Here is a 21640-nt window from a genome sequence, read left to right on the forward strand (position 1 = left end):
ATGTGGAATTTATAAGTTCATCTAAACCAAAATCAATACTAAAGGAGAAGTGATAAATATGAATCAAACGACTACTTGGGATAAAGTCGATCAGTATATTACAGAGCGCCTGATTCCACAGGACGCTGTGTTGGAAGAAGTGTTGGTCACCAATCAACAGGCAGGGCTGCCGCCCTTTGATGTTTCGCCTAGTCAGGGGAAATTCCTCAATCTACTGGTGCAAATGAAAGGTGCACGCCGGATTTTGGAGATTGGCACCTTGGGCGGGTACAGTACGATTTGGATGGCAAGAGCCCTGCCGTCTGACGGACAGATAGTTACCTTGGAGCTGGATCCCATTCATGCGCAGGTAGCTAAAGCTAATCTTTCGCTTGCCGAGGTGGATCATCTGGTAGAGCTTCGTGTAGGGGATGCATTAGAGCAACTGTCTCAGATGAAACAAGAGGGCGTTGAACCCTTCGACTTTATTTTTATAGATGCCGATAAACCGAATAATCCTAACTATTTAAAGTGGGCGCTGCAATTCTCCCAGCCCGGAACGGTGATCCTTGGAGATAATGTGATTCGTGAAGGTGAGGTCATTAATGAGAATAGCGAAGACGCTCGTGTAGTAGGCGTACGGGAATTTTATGATCTGTTGGCTGAAGAGCCTAGAATTTCGGCTACTGCCATTCAGACGGTGGGAAGCAAAGGTTATGATGGATTTGTATTGGGGATTGTGAATAGCTGAGGGATTCGACAGATCCTCTGAGCGTTACGGACCCCGTTGGCGTTATTTGCGAATTTTTAGCCTATAGAGCAGGGTTTCGGACTCCAGTGACGCTATTACTTAGAAAGAGGTTCATCTGTGTCCGATAGATGCCGGTGCCTCCTACCTGTAAATGATATCAAATCAAACAAAGGTGTCCCTAAGCCATGATGGCTTTTGGAACACCTTTGTTATTTTAAAGCGCCTCTTTAATTACCTTTTTGTAATAGAAGACGGACAATATTGCAAAGATCGAATACAAAGCAGTGTATAACAGCATCACCAGAATCATCGGTGTCCAAAGCTCTGTGCCGAATAAGAACCAGCCGGATTTAACGGCGAAGTAGCTGTGAAGCAGACCTATGACTAATGGAATACCGAAGTTGAACAATTGTTTCATCTGTATACCTCTGAGCAGATCACCTTGCGTGAACCCTAGCTTTCTCAGAATGGTGTAGTTAGGTTTTTCATTTTCACTTTCATCCATTTGTTTAAAGTATAGAATACATCCGGAGGTAATCAAGAAGGTTAACCCCAGAAAAGCAACGATAAACATAATGAGTCCCATATTTTGTTTTTGACCTTTTATCGACTCTAATTGAGAGTCTTGTTTGTTTTTCTCATCAAATTTCAAGGTCTTAAAAAGTTCATTTGCCTGTTCAACGCTGGCCCGGACTTTCATATCAATCCCGATATTAAGGGAGGATCCTCTTTGAAGGGCAGGATCTAAATCCTTCTTTAAGCGCTTAAAGATCGATTCGTCTACAACCGCAACCGGTAAGCCACCTCCTGTGTAATACCCTGAAATGGGACTTTCGATATCTAATCTTTTATAATCCTGTGGAAAAACCTCATGTAACCCTTTGAGTTCAATCGCACCTTTATCTTTCATAGTAACAAAATTATCCAGTGCACTGCTTGATTTCGTAAAATAAGCTTTATCTGGAGTTAGATCAACGTCTTCAAGTGCATTTTCACTTATGACCGCCAGGGTCATAATATTTGAAAACATATTGTCTCCGTCCGGTTTTTTAACAAGAATCTCTTCAACATCTACATCGACCTGAAGGACTTGGGTCCTTCTTTCTGTAAATACTAAATCATTTGCCGTTAGGATCTTTGTAAATTGTTCAGCCTCTTGGGCATTCGTGAATACAAAATCCGTTGGGACATATTGCTTGGAAGTTTTCTCAGCAGAGTAAAAGGAAATGTAGCTAAGGGATAATAAACCCAGGGCTAGTGCCGATACCGTTGTAATGATGGTTAATAATACGGCATTGGATTTCATGCGAAACATAATGGAGGAAAGAGATAGAACCTCTCTAATGTTCAGATAGCCGTTTTTCCGCTTACGAATGATATGAAAAATAAAACTTACCGAGCCTTTATAAAATAGATAGGTCCCAATAATGACGGATCCCAAAATAGTAATCATGGATATAGCCAATTGATTCATTGAGGTTACGTCTTCGGTAAGTAATTTAGAGGAGAGCACATAGCCCAGTAGGATTAGGCCAATTCCGACAATCCCTATGATCATTTCAAAGAAGGATAACTTTTTCACTGTACCTTCTGTTGTTGAGGTTACCCGGAACAAGGATAAGATACTTTGTCTTTTAATAAATCCATAATTCATCAGCATGATCAAAAGATAAATCACACAAAATACGATCAACGTCTGAATCAAAGCTTCGATAGAGAAATGAAGGGAGGCTATAGCATCGACCCCCATTATTTTAAATAAGATCATGAGGATCAATTTTGAGATAGAAAAGCCTACTAATATCCCCAGGACCAAGGAACCGAAATATAGGATAAAGTTCTCTGCCGAAAGAATGCGGAAGATTTTATTTTTGGTCATTCCAATTAACTGAAATAAGCCAATTTCTTTGCCGCGTCGTTTGATGAAGATCGTATTAGCATATAACAGGAAAATAGAGACAATTACGACTAGTAAAACCGAGGCAGCCGTGATGGCTGCGCCCCCTTTGATAGAGCTTTCCAGCTCATCCATCGAGGGATCGTATTGCAAGGTGACAAAGGCGAAATATAAGGCCACACTAAAAACTAGCGCAAATACGTATAGGTAGTAATTTCGGATGTTTTTTCGCAGATTTCGAATCATTAATACATTAATGCTCATTCTGCACACCGCCTAATACACCCTGTGTTTTTATAATGTCGTTGAAGAAAACTTGTCTTGATTGTTCTCCTTTATTTAGTTGCGTATAGATTTTTCCATCTTTTATAAAAATAACTCTACTACAATAACTGGCAGCCACTGGATCATGTGTAACCATAACGATGGTTGCTCTTCGTTTTTGATTGAGTTCACTTAGCTTATTTAATAAATCAGAAGCGGATTTAGAATCCAGCGCCCCGGTAGGCTCATCAGCAAAAATAATACTTGGATCATGAATGAAGGCACGAGCTGCTGAGGTACGTTGTTTTTGACCGCCAGAGATTTCATTGGGGTACTTATTTTTTAATTCCAAAATCCCCAATTCCTTTGCGAGACTTTCGAATTTCTGATTGGCGGCTTTCTTGGGTGTATTGGTAATGGATAGTGGCAGCAGGATGTTTTCCTTTACCGTCAGCGTGTCCAAGAGATTATATTCTTGAAATATAAAACCTAAATGATTCTTGCGAAATTCAGCAAGCTGCTTCTCTTTCATATTGGAGATTTCATTGCCCTCGATGGTAATAGATCCGTTACTGATTTTGTCGATCGACGAGAGTACGTTGAGTAGGGTGGTTTTACCTGAACCGGAAGGCCCCATGATGCCAACGAATTCGCCTTCTTCTATACGAATATCGAGTCCGCTTAACACGGATTGTTTGTTTAATTTATTGCCATAGCTTTTATGAATTTTAGTAGCTTCTAGAATTGCCATAATGATTCACTCCTTCGTTTCTTCTTGTATAGCTTTATTATAAAAAAGTTTATTGTTCTTATCCTGCGATTGCCCGAACAAAATATAAAAGCATGTGACATTGTTGTCACATGCTTGAGATTTTAACGAATTCATTTTTGAGTGGGAAGGTTAGCGTAAATGTTGATCCCGCTCCGAGCTTGGATTGAACCCCGATGATGATGAGTAAGGATTGAGCTGCTTTCTGAGCTAAATATAAGCCCATGCCTGTGGCGGCATTGTCGCGATGTACAGTAGTGGAAGTAAACCCTCTGTCGAAGATGCGCGGCAGGTCCTTCGGATCTATCCCGCGCCCGCAATCCTTCACCTCAAGAACGATATGTTCAGCTTGCTGGTAGCTATTCACTGTAATATCAGAAGATTCACTATATTTTACGGCGTTGGTTAGGAGTTGTCTGAGGATAAAAGCCAGCCATTTAGCATCACTAAGCACTTCAGCAGCTTCTAAGTTCAACTCAAAGCCGATTCCCTTCTGAATACACCAAGATTGTAATGTCTTAATCTCACTAAAAATAAGCGTTTCTATATCGATTTGCTCCATGTACAGGTCGTTTTCAATAAATGGTATCCGTCTTTGATGGAGCTGCTGATCCAGCAGCAGGTGAATACGAAGCCACTCATAGGTCAAGTGCCCCTTCATAACATCATCTTCTATACGCTCAATCATTAGATGCATTGCGGTCAGTGGAGTCTTTACTTCATGAATCCAGGATAACAACTCATCCTTCTCTTGCTCCAAATTCATTAAATTGTCTGAAGCAGTCCGCTTTAACAATTTCACTTGGTTGGTGATGCTCTCTTCGATGATTTTCTCAAAAGGACTTTCGGCAAGAGCGATGCTTGTCAGATCGAGATCATCGTCCCGCTCATTTAAGCTTTTATAAAATCTGGTTTCCTTAGGATAGCGAATGACTAGAAAAATTACGAAAAAAATCATCGATAAAGAGACCAGATAGAGCACTGAAGACAGGGGGATGGTCGGGTCCATAAAGGTGATAAAGAGCATAAATAGATGTACAAAGAGAAAAAGCAAAATCCAACCGAGTCTTTCGAGCAGGTACTTTTTAATCATAGAGAATCCTCTTCAATGGCTACGTACCCTTGTCCAACCTTCGTCTCAATAAACGCCCCTAATTCAAGCTCGTCGAGCTTTTTGCGCAGCCGATTTACGTTGACGGTAAGGGTGTTATCGCTAATAAAGCGCTTATCGTCCCATAAGCTATTAATTAATTCCTCGCGGGTGACAATTTTATTCTTTTTCTCAATGAGCAATTTCAATATGAAAATCTCATTTTTGGTAAGCTCAATCGTTCCCGTGTCGTTGGTCACTGAATTCCGCTCATAATCGACGGTAGCTCCGCACCACGTTTTGAGTTCAATGTTATCCGTATTGTAATTGAACACACGCCGGAGAATGGCTTGCACCTTGGCAATGAGTACATCGAAATGGAAGGGCTTTTGGATATAATCATCGGCTCCCAGCTGCATGGACATCACCATATCTGTCGGATGATCCCGAGAGGATAAGAAGATAATCGGCAGATTAGAGTGAGAGCGAATCATTCTGCACCAATGAAACCCATCGAATTTGGGTAATTGGATATCAATTATCACTAAATCAGGTTTGATTTCCGTGAATTCCTGCGTAACATTGTTGAAATCTTGAATGCCATATACATCATAAGACCACTGCGTAAGCCGTTCTTTGATCTCATTAAACAGCGTTGTATCATCTTCGATTAATAAAAGCTTGAACAAATCGGTCACCACACTTTTAGTTTCGTGCCTTGCGTTTAGAATACGCTTAAATGATTGAAGCCATACTTTGATTGTGCTTAGAGCATTGCAGATAACACTGTCTGATAATGCGCAAATTCCTTCGTTTCATTAAACTGAGGGCACATTTTCAAGGAGAGCAGGGCGCTTTCGATTAAGAACTCTCTTGGTTCCTTGTTGTTCATGATCTCTTCTTGGATAAAATATAACAGCTTCAGTGCATTGGACAGGCTAGGATCATCGGCGGCGAATGATTTATCAATAATTTTTTTTAAGCTTACGGTCGCAAACGATAAATCATTATTAAAAAAATCAGTGTATTCAGCAACAGGCAATAGTTTCCCTACATGATCGGGGGAGATAAGCTGCATTCCTTTTTCACTTAAGTCCTCAACAATCGTCTGGATAAGAGTAGTGCAATAATTAATGATTTGTTGAGAGGTAATGACTTCATTCATGGCACTGTTAATTTGCAGCATATCTTGCAAGATGCCTGTGAAAATGATGGCTCCATCCAGTAGATAGGGTTTTTTATCTTCAGAAAATATATGCAGGAAACGTTCATGCACCCAGGTTAATAAGGTGAATTTAGTTTTTTTGATGAACGTAATTAAATCCGGATCATTGGAGACCAGGGCATCTTCAACCAGCTGCAACAATTTATTTTTCTTATTGATTTTCATAACCAGTTGAACCTGTTTAGCGAATATATCAATGTCAGAGGGGTCCTGGCCAATAAGCAGGCCATTTCTGCCTTCTTCCAGCTGGTCATGAATAGAGGTGAATACAGCTTTAAAGAGATCCCCCTTGGAAGGGAAATAATTATAAAAAGATCCTTTGGAGATCCGGCTGTGATTCAGAATGTCCTGTATGGATGTGGCGTGGTAGCCTTTTTCAATAAATAATTCATGTGCTTTTTGAATCACTTGCTCTTTCCGTTTATTTATCATCTTAGGTGCCCCTTTAAGCTGGACTCTTTTGTGCAAAAAAAACACTTCACGTAGAATAGACTAGCTTATATTTCCACTTAATACAATTTAGTTTTTAAATGAATTCTGACTTGCCAAGCAGTAAATATAAGAGTAATATATTCTACATTGTAACATAAGTTCAAAATTGAACCGACGGTATGATTATAGAATGGAGGATTCCAAAATGAAAACGAAAGAAAGTAAAGCGTCCTATGGGATTTTGGCAATCCTTATGATTGGTGCATTTGTTGCTTTACTGAGTAATACCTTGCTCAATATAGCTTTACCATCGATTATGAAGGATTTTGATGTCAGTGCCTCAACGGTACAGTGGTTATCGACGGGTTATATGTTAGTGAACGGGATCATGATTCCTTCAACGGCCTTTTTAATTCAAAAGTATACAGCCAGACGATTATTCCTAATCGCCATTGGATTATTTGCAATAGGGACCTTCATTGGAGGCTTTGCTCCAAGTTTCCCTGTATTATTGATTGCGAGAATGGTCCAAGCCTCAGGGGCCGCGATTATGATGCCATTATTAATGAATGTATTGTTCACCACATTTCCACCTGAAAAACGTGGCTCGGCCATGGGGATGTTTGGTTTGGTTATGATTTTTGCACCAGCCATTGGTCCTACACTCTCAGGATGGATTATTCAGCATTATGAATGGCCTGTGCTGTTCTTTATGATTGCACCGATCGCCGTATTGGTGTTCATTCTTGCCTTCTTCAAACTGCATGATCCTAAAAAAGATGTGGCTATTAAAATTGATATTCTATCCGTAGTTCTATCAGCGATTGGGTTCGGGGGTCTTCTATACGGCTTCAGTTCCGCTGGGAATAAAGGATGGGATGATCCAATGGTCTACTCCACCCTTATTATCGGGGTTATTGGTTTAGTGATATTCATTATGCGCCAGATGAAGATGAAGGAGCCTATGCTTAACTTCAGAGTGTACAAATATCCGATGTTCGCTTTATCCTCAGCGATTTCGATTACACTGAATATGGCGATGTTCTCAGCCATGATGTTAATGCCGATTTATCTGCAAAATATTAGAGGCATTTCACCTTTGGATTCGGGACTGCTAATGTTGCCTGGTGCGTTGATTATGGGGGTTATGTCTCCAATCACAGGTAAATTGTTCGATAAATTCGGCGGCAAAGTCTTAGCGTTAATCGGTCTGGCTATCGTAGTGATCAGTACGTATTTCTTTAGTGATCTAACTGAGACAACGAAATATTCGACACTTATGATTTTGTATTCTGTGAGAATGTTCGGGATTTCAATGGTTATGATGCCTGTGATGACCAATGGTCTGAACTCCATTCCGGCTAAATATACACCGCATGGTACAGCCATGAACAGTACGATTCAGCAAGTCTCCGGGGCGATTGGCGGGGCGCTGCTTGTAACGATTATGTCTAACAGTACCACATCACATGTCAAAGATATGGTAGCTGAAGCTGTGAGTAAATTAACGGCTAAGCCTTCTGCAGAGCAATTGCTTGGCATTCAAAACCAAGTCATCGCAAAAGCAACGATCGAAGGAATTAACGATGCATTCTTAGTGTCAGTAGGCGTAGCCATCATTGCCTTTATCCTAGCTTTCTTCATAAAAAGAGGGATACAGCCTAAGGATACAGAAACAATCGAGGAAAAAGTGGCTGTTAAACAAGTTTCATCCGCTAGATCGATGTAATTTGATATGTAGAAAGACGCTCACCTATGGTGGGCGTCTTTTTGTCTTAATTAAAAATAGAACTCTGAGTGAGTCTTGGTCCATCCTGAATGACCGTTATGGAGTCGTTTCCACCTACATAAATTCTATTTGTGAGCGGGTTTAGCACAGTGCTGCCTGATACGGAGGAGAATCTTGCGAGCCGTTTAAACGTGGTGGCGTTATAAACGGACATATGATTCTTATCAAAATTACCAACAAATAAATGATTTGTATTCGGGTTGATAATCGTGTTGGAGGAGGTAGGCAACACCTTTGTGGTTATAATTTTGTTGTTGCGCCCATCTATGACAAACAGCCTGCCCTTACCCTCCACTTGTGCACTTGAGACATAAATACGATTCGTCAGCGGATTTATAACGACCTCACTTTGCAAACGTCCCAGCTGTACATTACGCAACAATTTATTGGTTCGGCCATTGATCACAGAAAGAAACCGGCTCAAGTTATTAGCGACATAAATACGATTGGTAATTTTATTAAGTGCTGGCGCTATCACGGGGTTACTTCCGACTTTTATTGTCGCAATGATCGCCTGTGTAGTTCCGTCAATGACGGTGACGCTATCATTTACTGTATTGGTCACATAGACACGGTTGGTAAGCTCATTGATAACAATTCTGGAGGGGCGTCCACCGATTTCAATCTTTTTACGGACCTGATTTGTTTTCCCGTCTATGACGAATAGGGTTCCGAATGCGCTAGTTACATAAATCAGATTGGTTCGAACATTTACTCCGATATTGTCTGGGAATCGGCCTACTTTGACAGTTTTGATTACCTGGTTTGTCCGCCCGTTTATGACAGATACGTTTTCGTCACGGAAGTTAGGTACATAAATCCGGTTGGTTTGGGGGTTGATTCCGAGCTGAGACGGCAGTCTTCCTACAGGGATCCGAGCGATAATGCGATTAGTTCTGCCCTCCAATACCCCGATAGTTCCAGCCTCGGTGTCTGGGTTTACAAAGTATACTCGATTCGTGACGACATTTACTTTTATATCTCCGATCGGTCCGGCAGAGCGGACTGTAGCAATCACTTTTGGCTGCGCCATGCTTTTACCCCTTTCCAAGTAAATAGATACTTCATTATATTTAGGCTTAGGCAAAAGGGTACTTCATTTATCCTTGCAAGATATATATTAGGAGTGTAGAATGGTACTCCATTATCCAAATATTAGGTTAGGTGTAAGCGTTTTATTTTTTTGAGAAATTGAGATTGATTGGAGGTTGGGGTTGAGATGGTGAAATCAGTGTTGTCGGATATTTTATTAACACCTGATAAGACGCAGGTTCATAGCGAATTATTAGAGGAAATTGGGCAGTATATCACACAAGAAATTCTAAATCATCCGTTAATGAAAGAGGAGAGTCAGCGGGTAAGTATTCTCCTTGATGGATCGACCGCACTTGGTGTGGTGGATGAGCAGTCGGATGTGGATGTAATCATTATTTGTCAGGACGAGTATTATAGCAGCATTAATCATCGGTTCGAGCAAGCGGGGCTGATCCCGGAGCAAAGTAGTTTTTTTATGGATTTACGACTTCCCAGCGGCAAGTCCGGACATTACACACTGCATAAAATATCAGAAATCAAAGCGGCGTTAATGAGCGGAAATATGGAATGGCTGTGGAATGCTTCTATTTCTTATATCTACTATGACCGATTGGATGTAAAGTCGCTTTTTGATGCCTATGTGCCCCTCCAACCTGAAGTCCTAATGAGATTTCGTAAGAATTCATACATACAGTTAAGAAGTTATGCCAAAAGCTTAGATAATCCGGTAGTGCGTGGCGACGCCTTTCCTATTTTATTTTTAGCGGTTTCTCTTTATAAAGAAGCATTACGCTGTGCCATTACTATTGAAGGTCACCCCTACCCCTATGACAAATGGCTGGTACCTGTAGCCAAACAAACGACTGTCGGCCGAAAGATTATGGAGTGTGCGGGCGATTTTTGGAGTTTTATTAGAGATGATGAATCCTTTGCCCCTATGTACCAAGAGGATAATAACTTTGTCAAAATGGAAAAACGATTCCGGAAGATACTTGTAGAGGAATTCCGCATGCGGGGGATCGATGAATCTTGGTTAGTAGAGTGGTGGAAGTTTATGGAGGAGTGAGTGGAGCTATAGGGTGTTTGGGTGAGTAGAGTAGCTGTGGTGGCGGGGGTGCTGGGGATGGCTGTAGTGGGCTGAAATGGTTGAAGCGGTGGAATGGCTGAAGTGTTTGGGTAGCGTAGTAGCTGGGGTGATTAAGTAACTTAAATGACTCCCCTTCCTCCTCTTGATTATGGTAAGGTATATTGAAGTGGAATTTTAGTGAGAGGTGATTATATGGACGGGACAGTTTCAATATTAGGAGTTCCCTTTTCAAAACTAACACTACATGAGACAACACTTCATCTAACAAAACATATTCAATCTGGGGAATCGAAACTTTTCCATTTGATCACGGCTAACCCGGAAATTACGATAACAAGTCAATCGGACGAGCTGCTACGAACCATACTTCAAGAAGCGGATCTAATCACTCCTGACGGGATTGGCATTGTGATGGCATCAAAAAGAAAAGGCGATCCTATTGCTGAGAGGGTAACTGGATATGAGCTGCTTCTTGAGCTTTTGGAGCAAGGAAATAGCTTGGGATGGAGTTTTTATTTCTTGGGAACAGATGAGCTTACCAGCTGTAAAGCGGTCGAAAAGATCACGGAGTTATATCCGAATGTGAAGATTGCAGGAAGACATAATGGTTTTCTTACCAAGGAAGAGGAGCCTGCCATTGTAGCAGAAATACAGCGCGCACAGCCAGATTTCCTGATCGTTGCGATGGGTGCGCCATACTCTGACAAATGGGTATATAAGCACAAACAGGAGCTTACGCAGGTAAAAGTTGTTTTTGGCGTGGGGGGCAGCTTAGATGTAATAGCGGGAAAAGTTACTCCTGCACCAGCGCTATGGAAAAAACTCAATCTGGAGTGGTTGCATCGACTTTTGTTCGCTCCCGTTGCGAAGGGACAAAAGTCGCGATGGCGCAGACAGGCAGTGCTGCCCAAATTCGTGTTCCGAGCTATGATTAGGAAATGAAGAAAAGGCCTCGTTTATGGGGCCTTTTTTAGGTTCGATTGGTGGGAGAGGAGGAGGGGGCAGGTGTGAGAGTTGGGAGTAAGGAGTAGGGGGAAGAGTAAGAGAGATTAGTGGGAGTAAGGTGAGGAGTATGAGCAAGAGTGAGTAGTCAGTAGTGGAATTGAGGAAGGAGTAGGAGTAAAAGTGAGTAGTGGGAGTATGTGTAAGAGTAGTGAGTAGAATGTAAGTGCGACTATAGCTGTGACCTTTAAACAAATTAATAATAATAAACAACACCGATTCTGGTTGATGCCATAGCCTCGTATTTATTCAAACTAAAAGCTAAAGAGGAACAATAAGGGCAAAAATGCCCTAGATCGGGTGCAATACAACCCGAAGTGGCAAAAGAAAGGCAAAAATGCCCTGGATCGGGCGCAATACAGCCCTAAGGGGCAAAAGAAAGGCAAAAATGCCCTAGATCGGGTGCAATTCAACCCGAAGTGGCAAAAGAAAGGCAAAAATGCCCTAGAATCGGTGCAATACAGCCCGAAGAGGCAAAAGAAAGGCAAAAATGCCCTTGAATCGTTGCATTTCAGCCCGAAGTGGCAAAACAAGGGCAAAAATGCCCTAGATCGGGTGCAATACAGCCCGACGAAGCAAATCAACGGTATAAATCCCGTAGACTGAGCCGAGTCCGGCCCGAAGCAGCAAATCAGCGGTATAAATCCCGTAGAATGAGCCGAAACCGGCCCGACGAAGTGAATCAACGGTATAAATCCCGTAGAATGTCCCCAACCCGGCCCGACGAAGCAAATCAACGGTATAAATCCCGCAGAATGAGCCAAATCCGGCCCGACGAAGTGAATCAACGGTATAAATCCCGTAGACTGAGCCGAGTCCGGCCCGACGAAACAAATCAACGGTATAATTCCCGTAGACTGAGCCGAAACCGGCCCGACGAAGTGAATCAACGGTATAAATCCCGCAGAATGAGCCAAATCCGGCCTGAAGCAGCAAATCAACGGTATAAATCCCGTAGACTGAGCCGAGTCCGGCCTGAAGCAGCAAATCAACGGTATAAATCCCGTAGACTGAGCCAAATCCGGTCCAACGAAACAAATCAACGGTATAAATCCCGTAGAATGTCCCCAGCCCGCCCGGTTACTATCCATTACCAACAGGGAGTCGGTTTTCGCCACACATTTAATGTGATCCCTACTATGATGAGTGAAATTTGTTTAATTGAGCAGATACATCCGCGTCAATTATAAATAGGGTAGGAGTTTATCGCTGCAAAATAAAAAACTGACACCGCTATACCAGCGATATCAGTTTACAGAGCTTAGCGATTAAGCTAGCGGCTGCCTATTTTTAGCTTGTTCCTCTCGCATCCACTGTGACAACTGGCGTTTGAGCTTAATGAACTCGGGAGAGTCCGTAATCTCATCACGGCGTGGCCGCGGAAACGGCACATCGACTGTATGCAGAATGGAGCCGGGGCGGCCGGAAAATACATAGATACGATTAGAGAGCAGCAACGCTTCTTCGATGTTGTGAGTAATGAACAGCACAGAGCGGCGATTCTCTTCCCACAGCTCAAGCAGCCAGCGCTGCATTTCACTGCGAGTTAGTGCATCGAGTGCGCTGAAAGGTTCATCCAGCAACATTAGCTCCTGGGGAGCGAGCAATGCTCTGAGAAAAGCTGCACGCTGCTGCATCCCGCCAGACAACATATGCGGATAAGCATGTTCGAAACCGCTTAACCCAACCTTGGCAAGCCACTGGCGCGCTTCCTCGCGGGCTCCATCCCGCAGTGCGCCCTTGATCTCCCCAGCAAGCAGCACATTATCCTCAATCGTACGCCAAGGAAAAAGCGCAGGCTGCTGCGGCATATAACTAATTTCACCGCGTTGACCTGTAACGACCTTACCGTTCATGCGGATCGTGCCTGCATCGGGTTTCACAAGGCCGCCAATCATATGGAATAAGGTGCTTTTTCCGCAGCCGGAAGGACCAACGATCGAAACGAACTCTTGTTGCTCTACCTTGAGAGAGACATTATTCAGAACGTTCGTCTCACGGCGACGATGGGAAAAAGATTTGGAGATGCCGCTCACTTCAAGGGCGGGTGCCACGGTATGAGCTTCAGGAGAGCTTATGACTTCTGTTGTTCTGTGTTGCATTTGCGTCGCTTGAGACATACAGGCATCTTCCTTTCTATGAGTTACGGCGCGGCTTCCAGCGAACCAGCCATTTTTCCAGCAATGCAATAATAGCAAAGAGTACAAGACTTAAAAGTACAATAATAACAATAGCAACAAACATCCGATCCGTACGATATGCGGATTTCTGCAGAAGCATATAATAGCCAATACCTTTATCCGCGCCAATCCATTCAGCGACCACGGCGCCCATAACCGCATAAGTAGCAGATATTTTTACGCCGGAAAATAGTGCCGGGATAGAAGAGGGCAGCTCCAGCTTGGTGAAGATTTGCCACTTGCTTGCGCCAGCCATTTTCATATAATTCAGCATGACCTGATCACTTTGGGCCAGACCGCCCATCGCAGCGACAGCTACCGGGAAGAAACATACTAGTGTAATCAGCACGATTTTGGGCAAAAGACCAAAGCCGAACCAGATAATGAGCAGGGGTCCGAGCGCGATGGAGGGAACATTTTGACTCAGAATAATAAGTGGATAAAAAGCCCGTCTAGCCCAAGGCAAAAGATGCAAAAGCAAAGCAACGATCAGGCCTACCCCCGTACCAATGGGAAAACCAATTAAAGTGAGCCGCAGCGTAGCCATCGTATGTGCCCAAAGACCAGAAGCGTTACTGGTGGATTCACGAGCAATATCAGCAGGACTCGGCAGAATCCAGGATTCAATATGAAATACAGATACAGATAGCTGCCATACGGTTAAAAAGAAGACGACCGCCACAAGGGGCGGCCATATTAGCTTCCAGGTCGATCTCACGGCCGATATTTCTCCGTCAATTTATCCATGCTGATTCCGTTAGGATTATGAGCGATTTTGATCTGCGAAATTACGCTTGGACTGCCTGCTTCGATCAACGCCTCCTGCATCTGACGCACAACCTCCAGCAGCTCGCTAAGCTCACCTTCCATTGTGGTTTCCAGTGGATTCACTTGATGTTTAACGCCGGATTTCTGAATGACCTCAATCGCTTTATCTACGTATGGGATGGAATCCTCATTGTTCGGAGTTTTTGGAATTACTTGAATGCTTAGTAGGGTGTTAGCCACAATAATCAATCCTCTCATTTTATAAGGTAAGTTCAAAAAGCCAACTTTGATAACGAAGTAATTCATTACAATTGTTGTTTACTCCGCCGGTAAAAAATCATTACTGAATGCACTAGCAGCATCCAGCGGTTTATCCAGCAACTTCAGATCATACATCCAATCGCCGTAATTTTGCCAGACCTCGGTTTTTTGCTCGCCCCAGCGGGCAGCATCGTCCTTGTATTTTGGGCTAAGCCATTTTTGGCTAGCTAGGACAAGGTCGGCGTCCAGGTCAGGAACGGCCTTCGATAACATACCGGCAGCCTCTTCCGGATGATCTATGGCATATTGATAACCTTTTGATGTGGCTTTCATGAAGGCCTTCACCAGATCAGGATGATCTGCAATTTGCTTCTCACTCGTCGTCAGCACAGGCGTGTAATAATCGAGCTGCGGCGCATAATCCTTTAAGTACAGCATATCCAATGGCTCGCCACGCAACTCAGCCTCAACACCAGTCCAAGCGTAGAAAATCCAGGCGAAATCAATGTCACGTTTGACGGCGGTAAAATAATCAGCTTCACCGATACTGATCAGCTTCACCTTTTTCACATCGCCACCTTCAGGATCCATGATAGCTTTCATGGCTGCTTCTTCGGCCGGTGAGCCCCAGCCTCCGTAGGTTTTACCTTCGAAATCCTTTGGTGATTTAATATTGCGATCTACTGGAGCAGCGAATCCCGACGTATTATGCTGAATAATAGCTGCTATCGAGACAAGGGGCACGCCTTGTAGACGGGCTAGTGTTAATCCTTCTTGGGCGCTGATGCCAAATGCGGCTTCGCCAGAAGTAACCATAGTATCAGAACCCGCTGCGCCTGGCTGAACGATCTCGACGTCCAGACCTTCTTCAGCGTAGTAACCAAGATCCTTAGCTACGTATAGACCGGTATGATTCGTGTTCGGTGTCCAGTCGAGTGCGACTTTAACTTTGGTGAGCTCTTTTGGAGCATCCGTCCCAGCCGCAGCAGTTGGATCAGTAGCATTTGCTTTGTTTCCGGCTGTATTCCCATTGTTGCTGCCGCATCCGGCAATGGCAAGAATGAGTACACAGGTGAGGCACAACGTAAGTGCTTTTTTAAGGTGCATGTCTTCTTCTCTCCTTTAAGGTTACAAGAATCCCGTCTTCACAACATGAACCGTAAAGTGTAGTATGTACGTTTTTCTACATCTTTTAGTGATCTTACAAAAAAAGCGCCCCGAGTGATCGGGACGCTGGCTTGGCGCAAGGTTAGTTAAGGTCACAGGGACCAGAACCAATTGGCGATTCCTACGCTGGCATTATCCAGATCAGGTATAAGGGTCAGTATCTTGTGGGATACAATCTCAGCCGGCCAATTCCAGCACCCCTGGTTCTATGAAGTTAACGGGTATTTCTATGTGCAATATAAGTAAGCATAAGTTTTGTACCCATACTTTATATCTTATATTTCTCGCATACGGTGTATTATAGACGGCTGTACTCGGAATGTCTAGTAGTGCACTCCTGAATTTTTCCAATCCAGTAGTTTCTTTTTTGCTAGTCTAGATCTTTATATTTCTTGCGGTGACGCCGTTTAAGCTCACTAACCAGCGCCCCTAGCGTGAGGACAACGCTGATCAGAATCCCGCTCATGATCACGAAGAGGGCAAGAAATTCAAAGGGAGAATAACCAATCATTTTACTCCATTGAATCTTTCCATCCAGATCGTCAATGACCTGATTCATGCCGTAAATCCCGCTTACTACCGTAAATACAGTGAGAATCATCAGCAGATTATCCCGTCGCTTGGACTGAAACTTATCCTGATACTGAAACAGGTCATTTAAGGTTTCTTTCACTTCCTCGAACAAAGCATCGTTTCCGTATACTTTACGCAGCTGAAGAAATATCTCCCGGCCCTGCGACTGGGAAATCAACTCCAAGAAGTAGAACTTTGCCGAGAACTTATTGATGGAGTAGATTAGATTGTCTATTTCCTCATAATCATGATTAATCCGAAGTCGGGAGTGCATATTGGCGAGCTTTAGCAGAACGATTTTGTGGAAAATATTGAGTAAAAATCCGTAATAATATTGCCCGTACATCTGGTTGGCTAGACTAACAGCAATCTCCTGTTCAGCGCGGGTCATGCAGCAAAAGGTCTGCTCATTCATCATATAATACGTGTCTGGACCCCAGCGATTATAAGAGTGTTCATGACAATAGTTCGCAATATATGCTGGATCGCTGGCACTGGCATAGGGCTTTCCGTTCAGATCAATTCCATCAAGCTGTGAGGCACGATAGCGCAGATTTACACTAATCTCATCAGAGCTTTCTTCATTCTGAAAGCCATAAAAAGCTTGCACCTGCATTCTTTCATCTACGAAAAAAGGAAGGGTCTCGAAATAAGCCCCATTGATATCCGATTGATCCAGATATGGCTCCAGTCCATCCACCAAATTTCGGAAGACAAAATCCTCTACCATCTCATAGGTCTGTTCCCCGCAATGAATGTAAGTGTAATCATCCTGTATGAAGGTATTCTCTAGCGCACGGAAACGATCCGCGAATTCTAGGGCAATACTAAAGGGAATTGAATCCCCCTCCAGCTGGACACGTATCGTCACGAATCCAAGCTGAAAAGGACATATGAATATATCCGTCGAGAGAATTTTGAAAAATATAGATTGCTGCGGAATCTCCAGAATGCAGTCGAGATTATTTACTCTGGAAAAACGGCGAAACGAGTCGGCATCCTTCCTGCGTGGAAAAAGGACATGTGCAGCAAACGGTAAATAGGTGCGCTCCATTCGTTCATGGGAAACACAGTAGCCATCTCCGTAATAGGCAGCTTCAAGCTCTTTATTATCCAGAAAAAAACGTGTGAAGCCGTCGTTCTGTAATTGCTGGATAAGCTGCTTAGAATCGCCCTTTTTTATAGAAAAGGGAAATATAAACTGCATGAGCGCAGTATGTAACAAAGGCTCAGTTGAAGACTCATTCATTCATCGTCCATCCTTGTGCTCAGAATATGCTTATAGATCACATTACCCTAAAAGGATAACGTTGATACTGTTCTAAATACGGGAACTCTTTCCTTTCACCGCTTGCATGGACTGGAACCTCCATGCGGCAATGCTTAGCAGAAACAAGAAGGCGGCAAAAGCGGCGAGTAATCCGGCTGTTTGTGCCACTTCTAAATGGTCCATAGACCAGCCCATAAACAGAGGTAGCAAAGCACCGCCAACACCTCCGGAAGCAATCATAATGCTGGGTGTTGACTCTTCGGTGCCAGGCAGCATTTTGCTGGAGAAGACTAAAGCAATGGAGAAAATACCGGACATAAACAGCCCCAGCAGCAGAATTACAATGAAAGCAGCCATTCGATTGTCAGTGAACGGAAAGAGTGTCAGCAGTAACAAGGTAAGTAAACAGCTGCTGAGAATGTACACGCGGTAAGATATTTTTTCGGCAATTACACCCGCAAACAATCTTCCTGTAGACATCGCCAGCCAAAAGAAAGTGACTGTCAGTGCTGCGGCAGACTCCGTCATCCCTAGCTTGGCAATAAAGATAGCCGGCATAAAGTTGACTAAACTCATCTCTGTGCCTACATAAAGAAAAAAGAAAACGATGAAGATCCCTAACAGAATCCATTGCTTACCTTTATACGGAAATTTTTTGTTAGAACGTGAGCTTGAGGATTGCGAATTGTCTGCTCCTTGGACAGAGGCACGTTCATCCAGCATTCGTTGTAGATTACCGAAGTGCCCTCTTGTCCAGAGGATAAGAGAAATTAAGGAGAAGGCAGCGACGATTAGAAAGGCCAATCTCCACGCTCCGGCAGCAATGAGTGGACTGGCGATAAGCGGCATCACGAGTGCGCCTATCCCGAATAGCACTTCAAGCCGGCTCATTGCAATAGCAGTTCCTTCGGTTACAGCACCAATAATAATGGTGCCGATAACCGCTTCGATCATCCCGAAACCAAAACCTGCGGCAACAGCGATAACATACATCCAGCCCCAAGGCGGTAGAAAGGCGTAGGCAATTTCTGCAACTAGTAGAAGACTGGTGGCAATGAGGATGCCTCCACGTTTTCCGAAGCGGCGATTAAGCAGGGGAGAGACCAACACGCCTGCTAAAAAACCAGCGAATTGACTAAAGATTAATTCACCGCCAGCACTATAATTTTGATCATAATGTTGCAGTAGAACGGGCAGAATAGATCCCAGCACAACATGTGCCAGACCGATAACGAAGTAGGAAAGACAGCCGATCCAAATCAGTTTTTTCACGAAGTAAGCTCCTTATCTTGAAGTAGTTTATGAAGTAAGGTCGGATTCAATGTGAACCTGAAGGGTACATTATAATAAGCACCATTGTTATGATAAATCCAAACGGTGAGCTTGGATATATAAACTTTTGTTTACATGCTTGAAGGGAGAGATTTACGTAATGGATAACAAACAACTGGAGCAACTCATTATTAAAGCATTGGATGACAACAAGTTCGGTTCCTTTGGTACGATCGAAGAAGGAAATAAGCCGAAAGTACGTTATATGGCCATTTTCCATGAGGGTTTGAAGATTTATTTGGCTACAAATCGCAAAACTCATAAAGTGGAGGAGTTATCCGATAATCCGAATGCTTTTGTACTGCTTGGCTATGAGGCAGGCGGAAGCAAAGATGTGCTGGAGATTGAAGCAACTGCTACCGTCTCTAAGGATGAAGGCTTGCGCTCCAAGGTATGGAATAAAGAGCTGGAGCCATGGTTTACAGGACCTGATGATCCTAATTATGTAATTCTGGAGCTTACTCCAACACGTATTGAGTATGTAGGCAGCAATAAAGAGCATGGAGTATGGCAGCCGTAAGCTTTAGCGTTGAATTGATCAAACAGCCCTCCTATCCCATATGGGGTAGGAGGGCTGTTTGATGTGTTATAATGACTTCAACTTTTTAGGTATTCATATCGGGGAGGAGCTAAAGCTACATGAGCGTTACTCTGTTATATATTGAAGATGATCGTGAAATTGGCAGTGTAGTGTCTGCTGATTTAAGCGAAAGAGGATATAGTGTCCGCTGGTTACGGAGCGGCGAAGGAGCGATGGAAGAAGCCGGCGCCTGCCAACTGGCTATTCTCGATGTTATGCTACCAGGTCTGGACGGGTTTACGATCGGGCAACGTTTGAAACGTTCTTACCCTAAGCTGCCCATTTTGATGCTCTCCGCCCGGACCTCGATTGATGATAAGCTGCAAGGTTTGGAGTTCGCAGATGATTATTTGACCAAGCCCTTTCATCCGGATGAATTGGCCGCTCGAATCGAGGTGCTGCTCCGAAGGAATGGGGCATCGGTTCAGGATTCACTCACACTTAAACATCTAGTCGTATATGAAGGGGATAACCGCGTGATGAATGCTCAGACTCAGGAAGAAATCATGCTTACAGGTAAGCAATTTCAGATTTTTTCCTATTTGCTGCGTCATCTTAACCAAATTATGACGAAGGAGCAGATCTACGAGGCCGTGTGGGGTGAGGCTTATATCGAAGGAGATAAAACTCTAATGGTACATATTCGTTATTTGCGTGAAAAGCTGGAGCTTGATCCGGGTAATCCGGAAATTATCGAAACTGTCCGTGGGATCGGCTACCGGGTAAGAGCATGAGAAGATTAGAGCGCATTCGCAAGAAACGTAATTCCTCTTTGTTATCAGGGTATTTGCTAATTATCGTATCTGCACTGCTATTTATCCCTGTGGTCCTTCCGTTGTCTTTTGTTGGCTACAATATCCTTAACGAAGTGACCAAAGGTGCCTCGCCTGTAGATACATCCCTGTATTCGAATATTGCACCGCTGGAGACTATGTGGCATAAAGAGGCACTTCACTTAGAAAGTGCCTCTTCGGAAGCCATAAATCAGCGGCTGCATGAATTGAGTCGAAAATACACTGAGGCTACTATGTTTTGGGTAGACGGGCAGGGAAAAACCCAGTTGATTCTCACGCCTGAAGAAGGGGATAAGGATAAGATTTACCCTGAAGTTCCTGATCAGTGGACTGCGGCTGAGGCTATTTCATTTATGAAAGAAAGTACGAATCGTGATCCTTTAGCCATCGTTGCTTTCGTGGGGGACAAAGTGGAGGCAGACAAGGGATTTATGGTGATGCAAATTCCAAGCAAGCTGCTGAACAAAGGGGCTTATGGGGGATTAGGGGCTTGGGCTTGGTATAACTTTGTGTTATTTACCCTTTTTGGAGGGTTCGCTCTGGTTTCATGGATGTTCTTTAGAAAAATTCGCAAACGGCTGCTGCAACTGCAAACCGCGATGACGATCACAGGCCCGGATAGAATGCCTAAGTCTATAGTGACAGGAAAACTGGACGAGATCGGTCGCTTGGAGGAAGCTTTTAATACGATGGTAACTAAACTGGATGAAAGCCGACGCAGGGAAATAGAAGAGGAAGAGTTGCGTAAGCGTCTAGTCTCGAATTTATCTCACGATTTACGCACACCCCTAACCGTCATTCGCAGCCATATCCATGTTATGACCAAAGAGGATCTGACCTCAAAAGGTAAGCAGTCCTTACAGCTTATGGATGAGCGTATTGCGGATCTTAGCGTCCTGATCGAGAATCTTTTATCTTACAATCTGCTCAATAGTGGACGGGTAACCTTAAAGCTGGAACGTAAAGATGTTTTACGCTTGTTACGGGAAAGTGCGGCTGCTTGGTACCCCGTATGGGAAAAAGAGGGCTTCGATATTGATATTAACCTGGAAGCCGAACCGCTATTCTGGAGGGTGGATGAGGTCTGGTTCCGCCGTATTCTCGATAATTTGTATCAAAACATTGTACGACATGCCAGCAGCGGGCATTATGTCGGGATCTCAACGGAGCAACGTAATGAACAACGTGCCATAATTATTGCGGATCATGGTCGAGGCATTCAGAGTCCATCCGATTACAAGGGGGCAGGTTTGGGATTGTCTATCGTCGATCTTTTGATGAAGCATATGGAGCTGGAATGGGTTGTGGAGAGCACAGGCAAAGGCACTTCTATTGTAATCTTTGATCCGCGTCGTGAAATTTAAACAAAACTTAAACTTGGCACTTCCTTGTTCT

The 21640-nt window shown here is 43.7% G+C and carries 20 protein-coding genes and 1 riboswitch; of the genes, 7 read left to right on the plus strand and 13 right to left on the minus strand.

Annotation, left to right across the window (positions count from 1 at the left end):
• Positions 1 to 58 precede the first annotated feature (58 nt).
• Positions 59 to 730: an O-methyltransferase gene (locus MHH46_RS02170; protein ID WP_076192727.1), complete on the plus strand. Its 672-nt coding sequence runs from the start codon at positions 59 to 61 to the stop codon at positions 728 to 730.
• Positions 731 to 944: 214 nt separating this feature from the next.
• Here the strand turns inward: MHH46_RS02170 and MHH46_RS02175 are convergent, their stop codons facing one another.
• The 5 genes from MHH46_RS02175 to MHH46_RS02195 form a co-directional block, all read right to left on the minus strand.
• Complete coding sequence (locus tag MHH46_RS02175; RefSeq protein WP_076192730.1) at positions 945 to 2891, minus strand: FtsX-like permease family protein; 1947 nt, start codon at positions 2889 to 2891, stop codon at positions 945 to 947.
• Entirely contained in the window at positions 2881 to 3642 is a 762-nt protein-coding gene (locus tag MHH46_RS02180) for an ABC transporter ATP-binding protein (protein WP_076192732.1), read from the minus strand. The genes MHH46_RS02175 and MHH46_RS02180 overlap by 11 nt, the downstream gene beginning before the upstream one ends.
• Positions 3643 to 3748: 106 nt before the next feature.
• Positions 3749 to 4753 carry a sensor histidine kinase gene (locus tag MHH46_RS02185; RefSeq protein ID WP_076192734.1) on the minus strand — a complete coding sequence of 335 codons (1005 nt, stop codon included), beginning with the start codon at positions 4751 to 4753 and terminating at the stop codon, positions 3749 to 3751.
• The gene (locus MHH46_RS02190; protein WP_076192737.1) at positions 4750 to 5439 is read right to left on the minus strand and encodes a response regulator transcription factor; all 690 of its coding nucleotides are present in this window, start codon (positions 5437 to 5439) and stop codon (positions 4750 to 4752) included. Before MHH46_RS02190 ends, MHH46_RS02185 begins: the two co-directional genes overlap by 4 nt.
• A 77-nt stretch (positions 5440 to 5516) precedes the next feature.
• Entirely contained in the window at positions 5517 to 6407 is an 891-nt protein-coding gene (locus tag MHH46_RS02195; RefSeq protein WP_256717207.1) for a TetR/AcrR family transcriptional regulator, read from the minus strand.
• Between the two features lie 205 nt (positions 6408 to 6612).
• Between MHH46_RS02195 and MHH46_RS02200 the strand changes: the two genes are divergently transcribed.
• Positions 6613 to 8136 carry a DHA2 family efflux MFS transporter permease subunit gene (locus MHH46_RS02200; protein WP_076185676.1) on the plus strand — a complete coding sequence of 508 codons (1524 nt, stop codon included), beginning with the start codon at positions 6613 to 6615 and terminating at the stop codon, positions 8134 to 8136.
• A 46-nt stretch (positions 8137 to 8182) separates the two neighbouring features.
• Here MHH46_RS02200 and MHH46_RS02205 read toward each other — a convergent pair whose 3' ends face one another.
• Positions 8183 to 9229, minus strand: a complete 1047-nt coding sequence (locus tag MHH46_RS02205) for a YncE family protein (RefSeq protein WP_076192739.1) — start codon at positions 9227 to 9229, stop codon at positions 8183 to 8185.
• 186 nt (positions 9230 to 9415) lie between these two features.
• Here MHH46_RS02205 and MHH46_RS02210 point away from each other — a divergent pair, with 186 nt between their 5' ends.
• Both MHH46_RS02210 and MHH46_RS02215 read left to right on the plus strand, forming a co-directional pair.
• Entirely contained in the window at positions 9416 to 10297 is an 882-nt protein-coding gene (locus tag MHH46_RS02210) for a nucleotidyltransferase domain-containing protein (RefSeq protein WP_076192741.1), read from the plus strand.
• Between the two features lie 213 nt (positions 10298 to 10510).
• Complete coding sequence (locus MHH46_RS02215; protein ID WP_076192743.1) at positions 10511 to 11260, plus strand: WecB/TagA/CpsF family glycosyltransferase; 750 nt, start codon at positions 10511 to 10513, stop codon at positions 11258 to 11260.
• A 606-nt stretch (positions 11261 to 11866) separates the two neighbouring features.
• Here MHH46_RS02215 and MHH46_RS02220 read toward each other — a convergent pair.
• From MHH46_RS02220 to MHH46_RS02250, 7 genes are all read right to left on the minus strand, one after another.
• Positions 11867 to 12358 carry a hypothetical protein gene (locus tag MHH46_RS02220; protein WP_076192745.1) on the minus strand — a complete coding sequence of 164 codons (492 nt, stop codon included), beginning with the start codon at positions 12356 to 12358 and terminating at the stop codon, positions 11867 to 11869.
• A gap of 230 nt (positions 12359 to 12588) precedes the next feature.
• A complete protein-coding gene (locus MHH46_RS02225) occupies positions 12589 to 13422 on the minus strand; it encodes an ABC transporter ATP-binding protein (RefSeq protein WP_051491256.1) in 834 nt (277 codons plus the stop codon).
• Between the two features lie 34 nt (positions 13423 to 13456).
• Positions 13457 to 14218 carry an ABC transporter permease gene (locus tag MHH46_RS02230; RefSeq protein ID WP_076192747.1) on the minus strand — a complete coding sequence of 254 codons (762 nt, stop codon included), beginning with the start codon at positions 14216 to 14218 and terminating at the stop codon, positions 13457 to 13459.
• Entirely contained in the window at positions 14215 to 14508 is a 294-nt protein-coding gene (locus tag MHH46_RS02235) for an MTH1187 family thiamine-binding protein (RefSeq protein ID WP_036682688.1), read from the minus strand. The genes MHH46_RS02230 and MHH46_RS02235 overlap by 4 nt, the downstream gene beginning before the upstream one ends.
• Before the next feature lie 78 nt (positions 14509 to 14586).
• Entirely contained in the window at positions 14587 to 15636 is a 1050-nt protein-coding gene (locus MHH46_RS02240) for an ABC transporter substrate-binding protein (RefSeq protein WP_076124596.1), read from the minus strand.
• Positions 15637 to 15797: 161 nt separating this feature from the next.
• A riboswitch (TPP riboswitch) is annotated at positions 15798 to 15908 on the minus strand.
• Between the two features lie 158 nt (positions 15909 to 16066).
• Positions 16067 to 17518 (minus strand): hypothetical protein, encoded by a 1452-nt coding sequence (locus MHH46_RS02245; protein ID WP_076124594.1) that lies wholly within the window; start codon positions 17516 to 17518, stop codon positions 16067 to 16069.
• A gap of 72 nt (positions 17519 to 17590) precedes the next feature.
• Positions 17591 to 18811, minus strand: coding sequence for an MFS transporter (locus MHH46_RS02250; protein WP_076192749.1), 1221 nt, complete (start codon positions 18809 to 18811; stop codon positions 17591 to 17593).
• 160 nt (positions 18812 to 18971) lie between these two features.
• On the opposite strand from MHH46_RS02250, the gene MHH46_RS02255 reads away from it, so the two are divergent.
• The 3 genes from MHH46_RS02255 (at position 18972) to MHH46_RS02265 (ending at position 21609) form a co-directional block, all read left to right on the plus strand.
• Positions 18972 to 19391: a pyridoxamine 5'-phosphate oxidase family protein gene (locus MHH46_RS02255; protein ID WP_036682665.1), complete on the plus strand. Its 420-nt coding sequence runs from the start codon at positions 18972 to 18974 to the stop codon at positions 19389 to 19391.
• 119 nt (positions 19392 to 19510) lie between these two features.
• Complete coding sequence (locus tag MHH46_RS02260; protein WP_038568445.1) at positions 19511 to 20185, plus strand: response regulator transcription factor; 675 nt, start codon at positions 19511 to 19513, stop codon at positions 20183 to 20185.
• Complete coding sequence (locus MHH46_RS02265; protein ID WP_076124590.1) at positions 20182 to 21609, plus strand: HAMP domain-containing sensor histidine kinase; 1428 nt, start codon at positions 20182 to 20184, stop codon at positions 21607 to 21609. Before MHH46_RS02260 ends, MHH46_RS02265 begins: the two co-directional genes overlap by 4 nt.
• Positions 21610 to 21640: the final 31 nt, after the last annotated feature.

Source organism: Paenibacillus sp. FSL H8-0175 (genome assembly GCF_045040615.1).
Classification (GTDB): Bacteria; Bacillota; Bacilli; order Paenibacillales; family Paenibacillaceae; genus Paenibacillus_AQ; species Paenibacillus_AQ odorifer.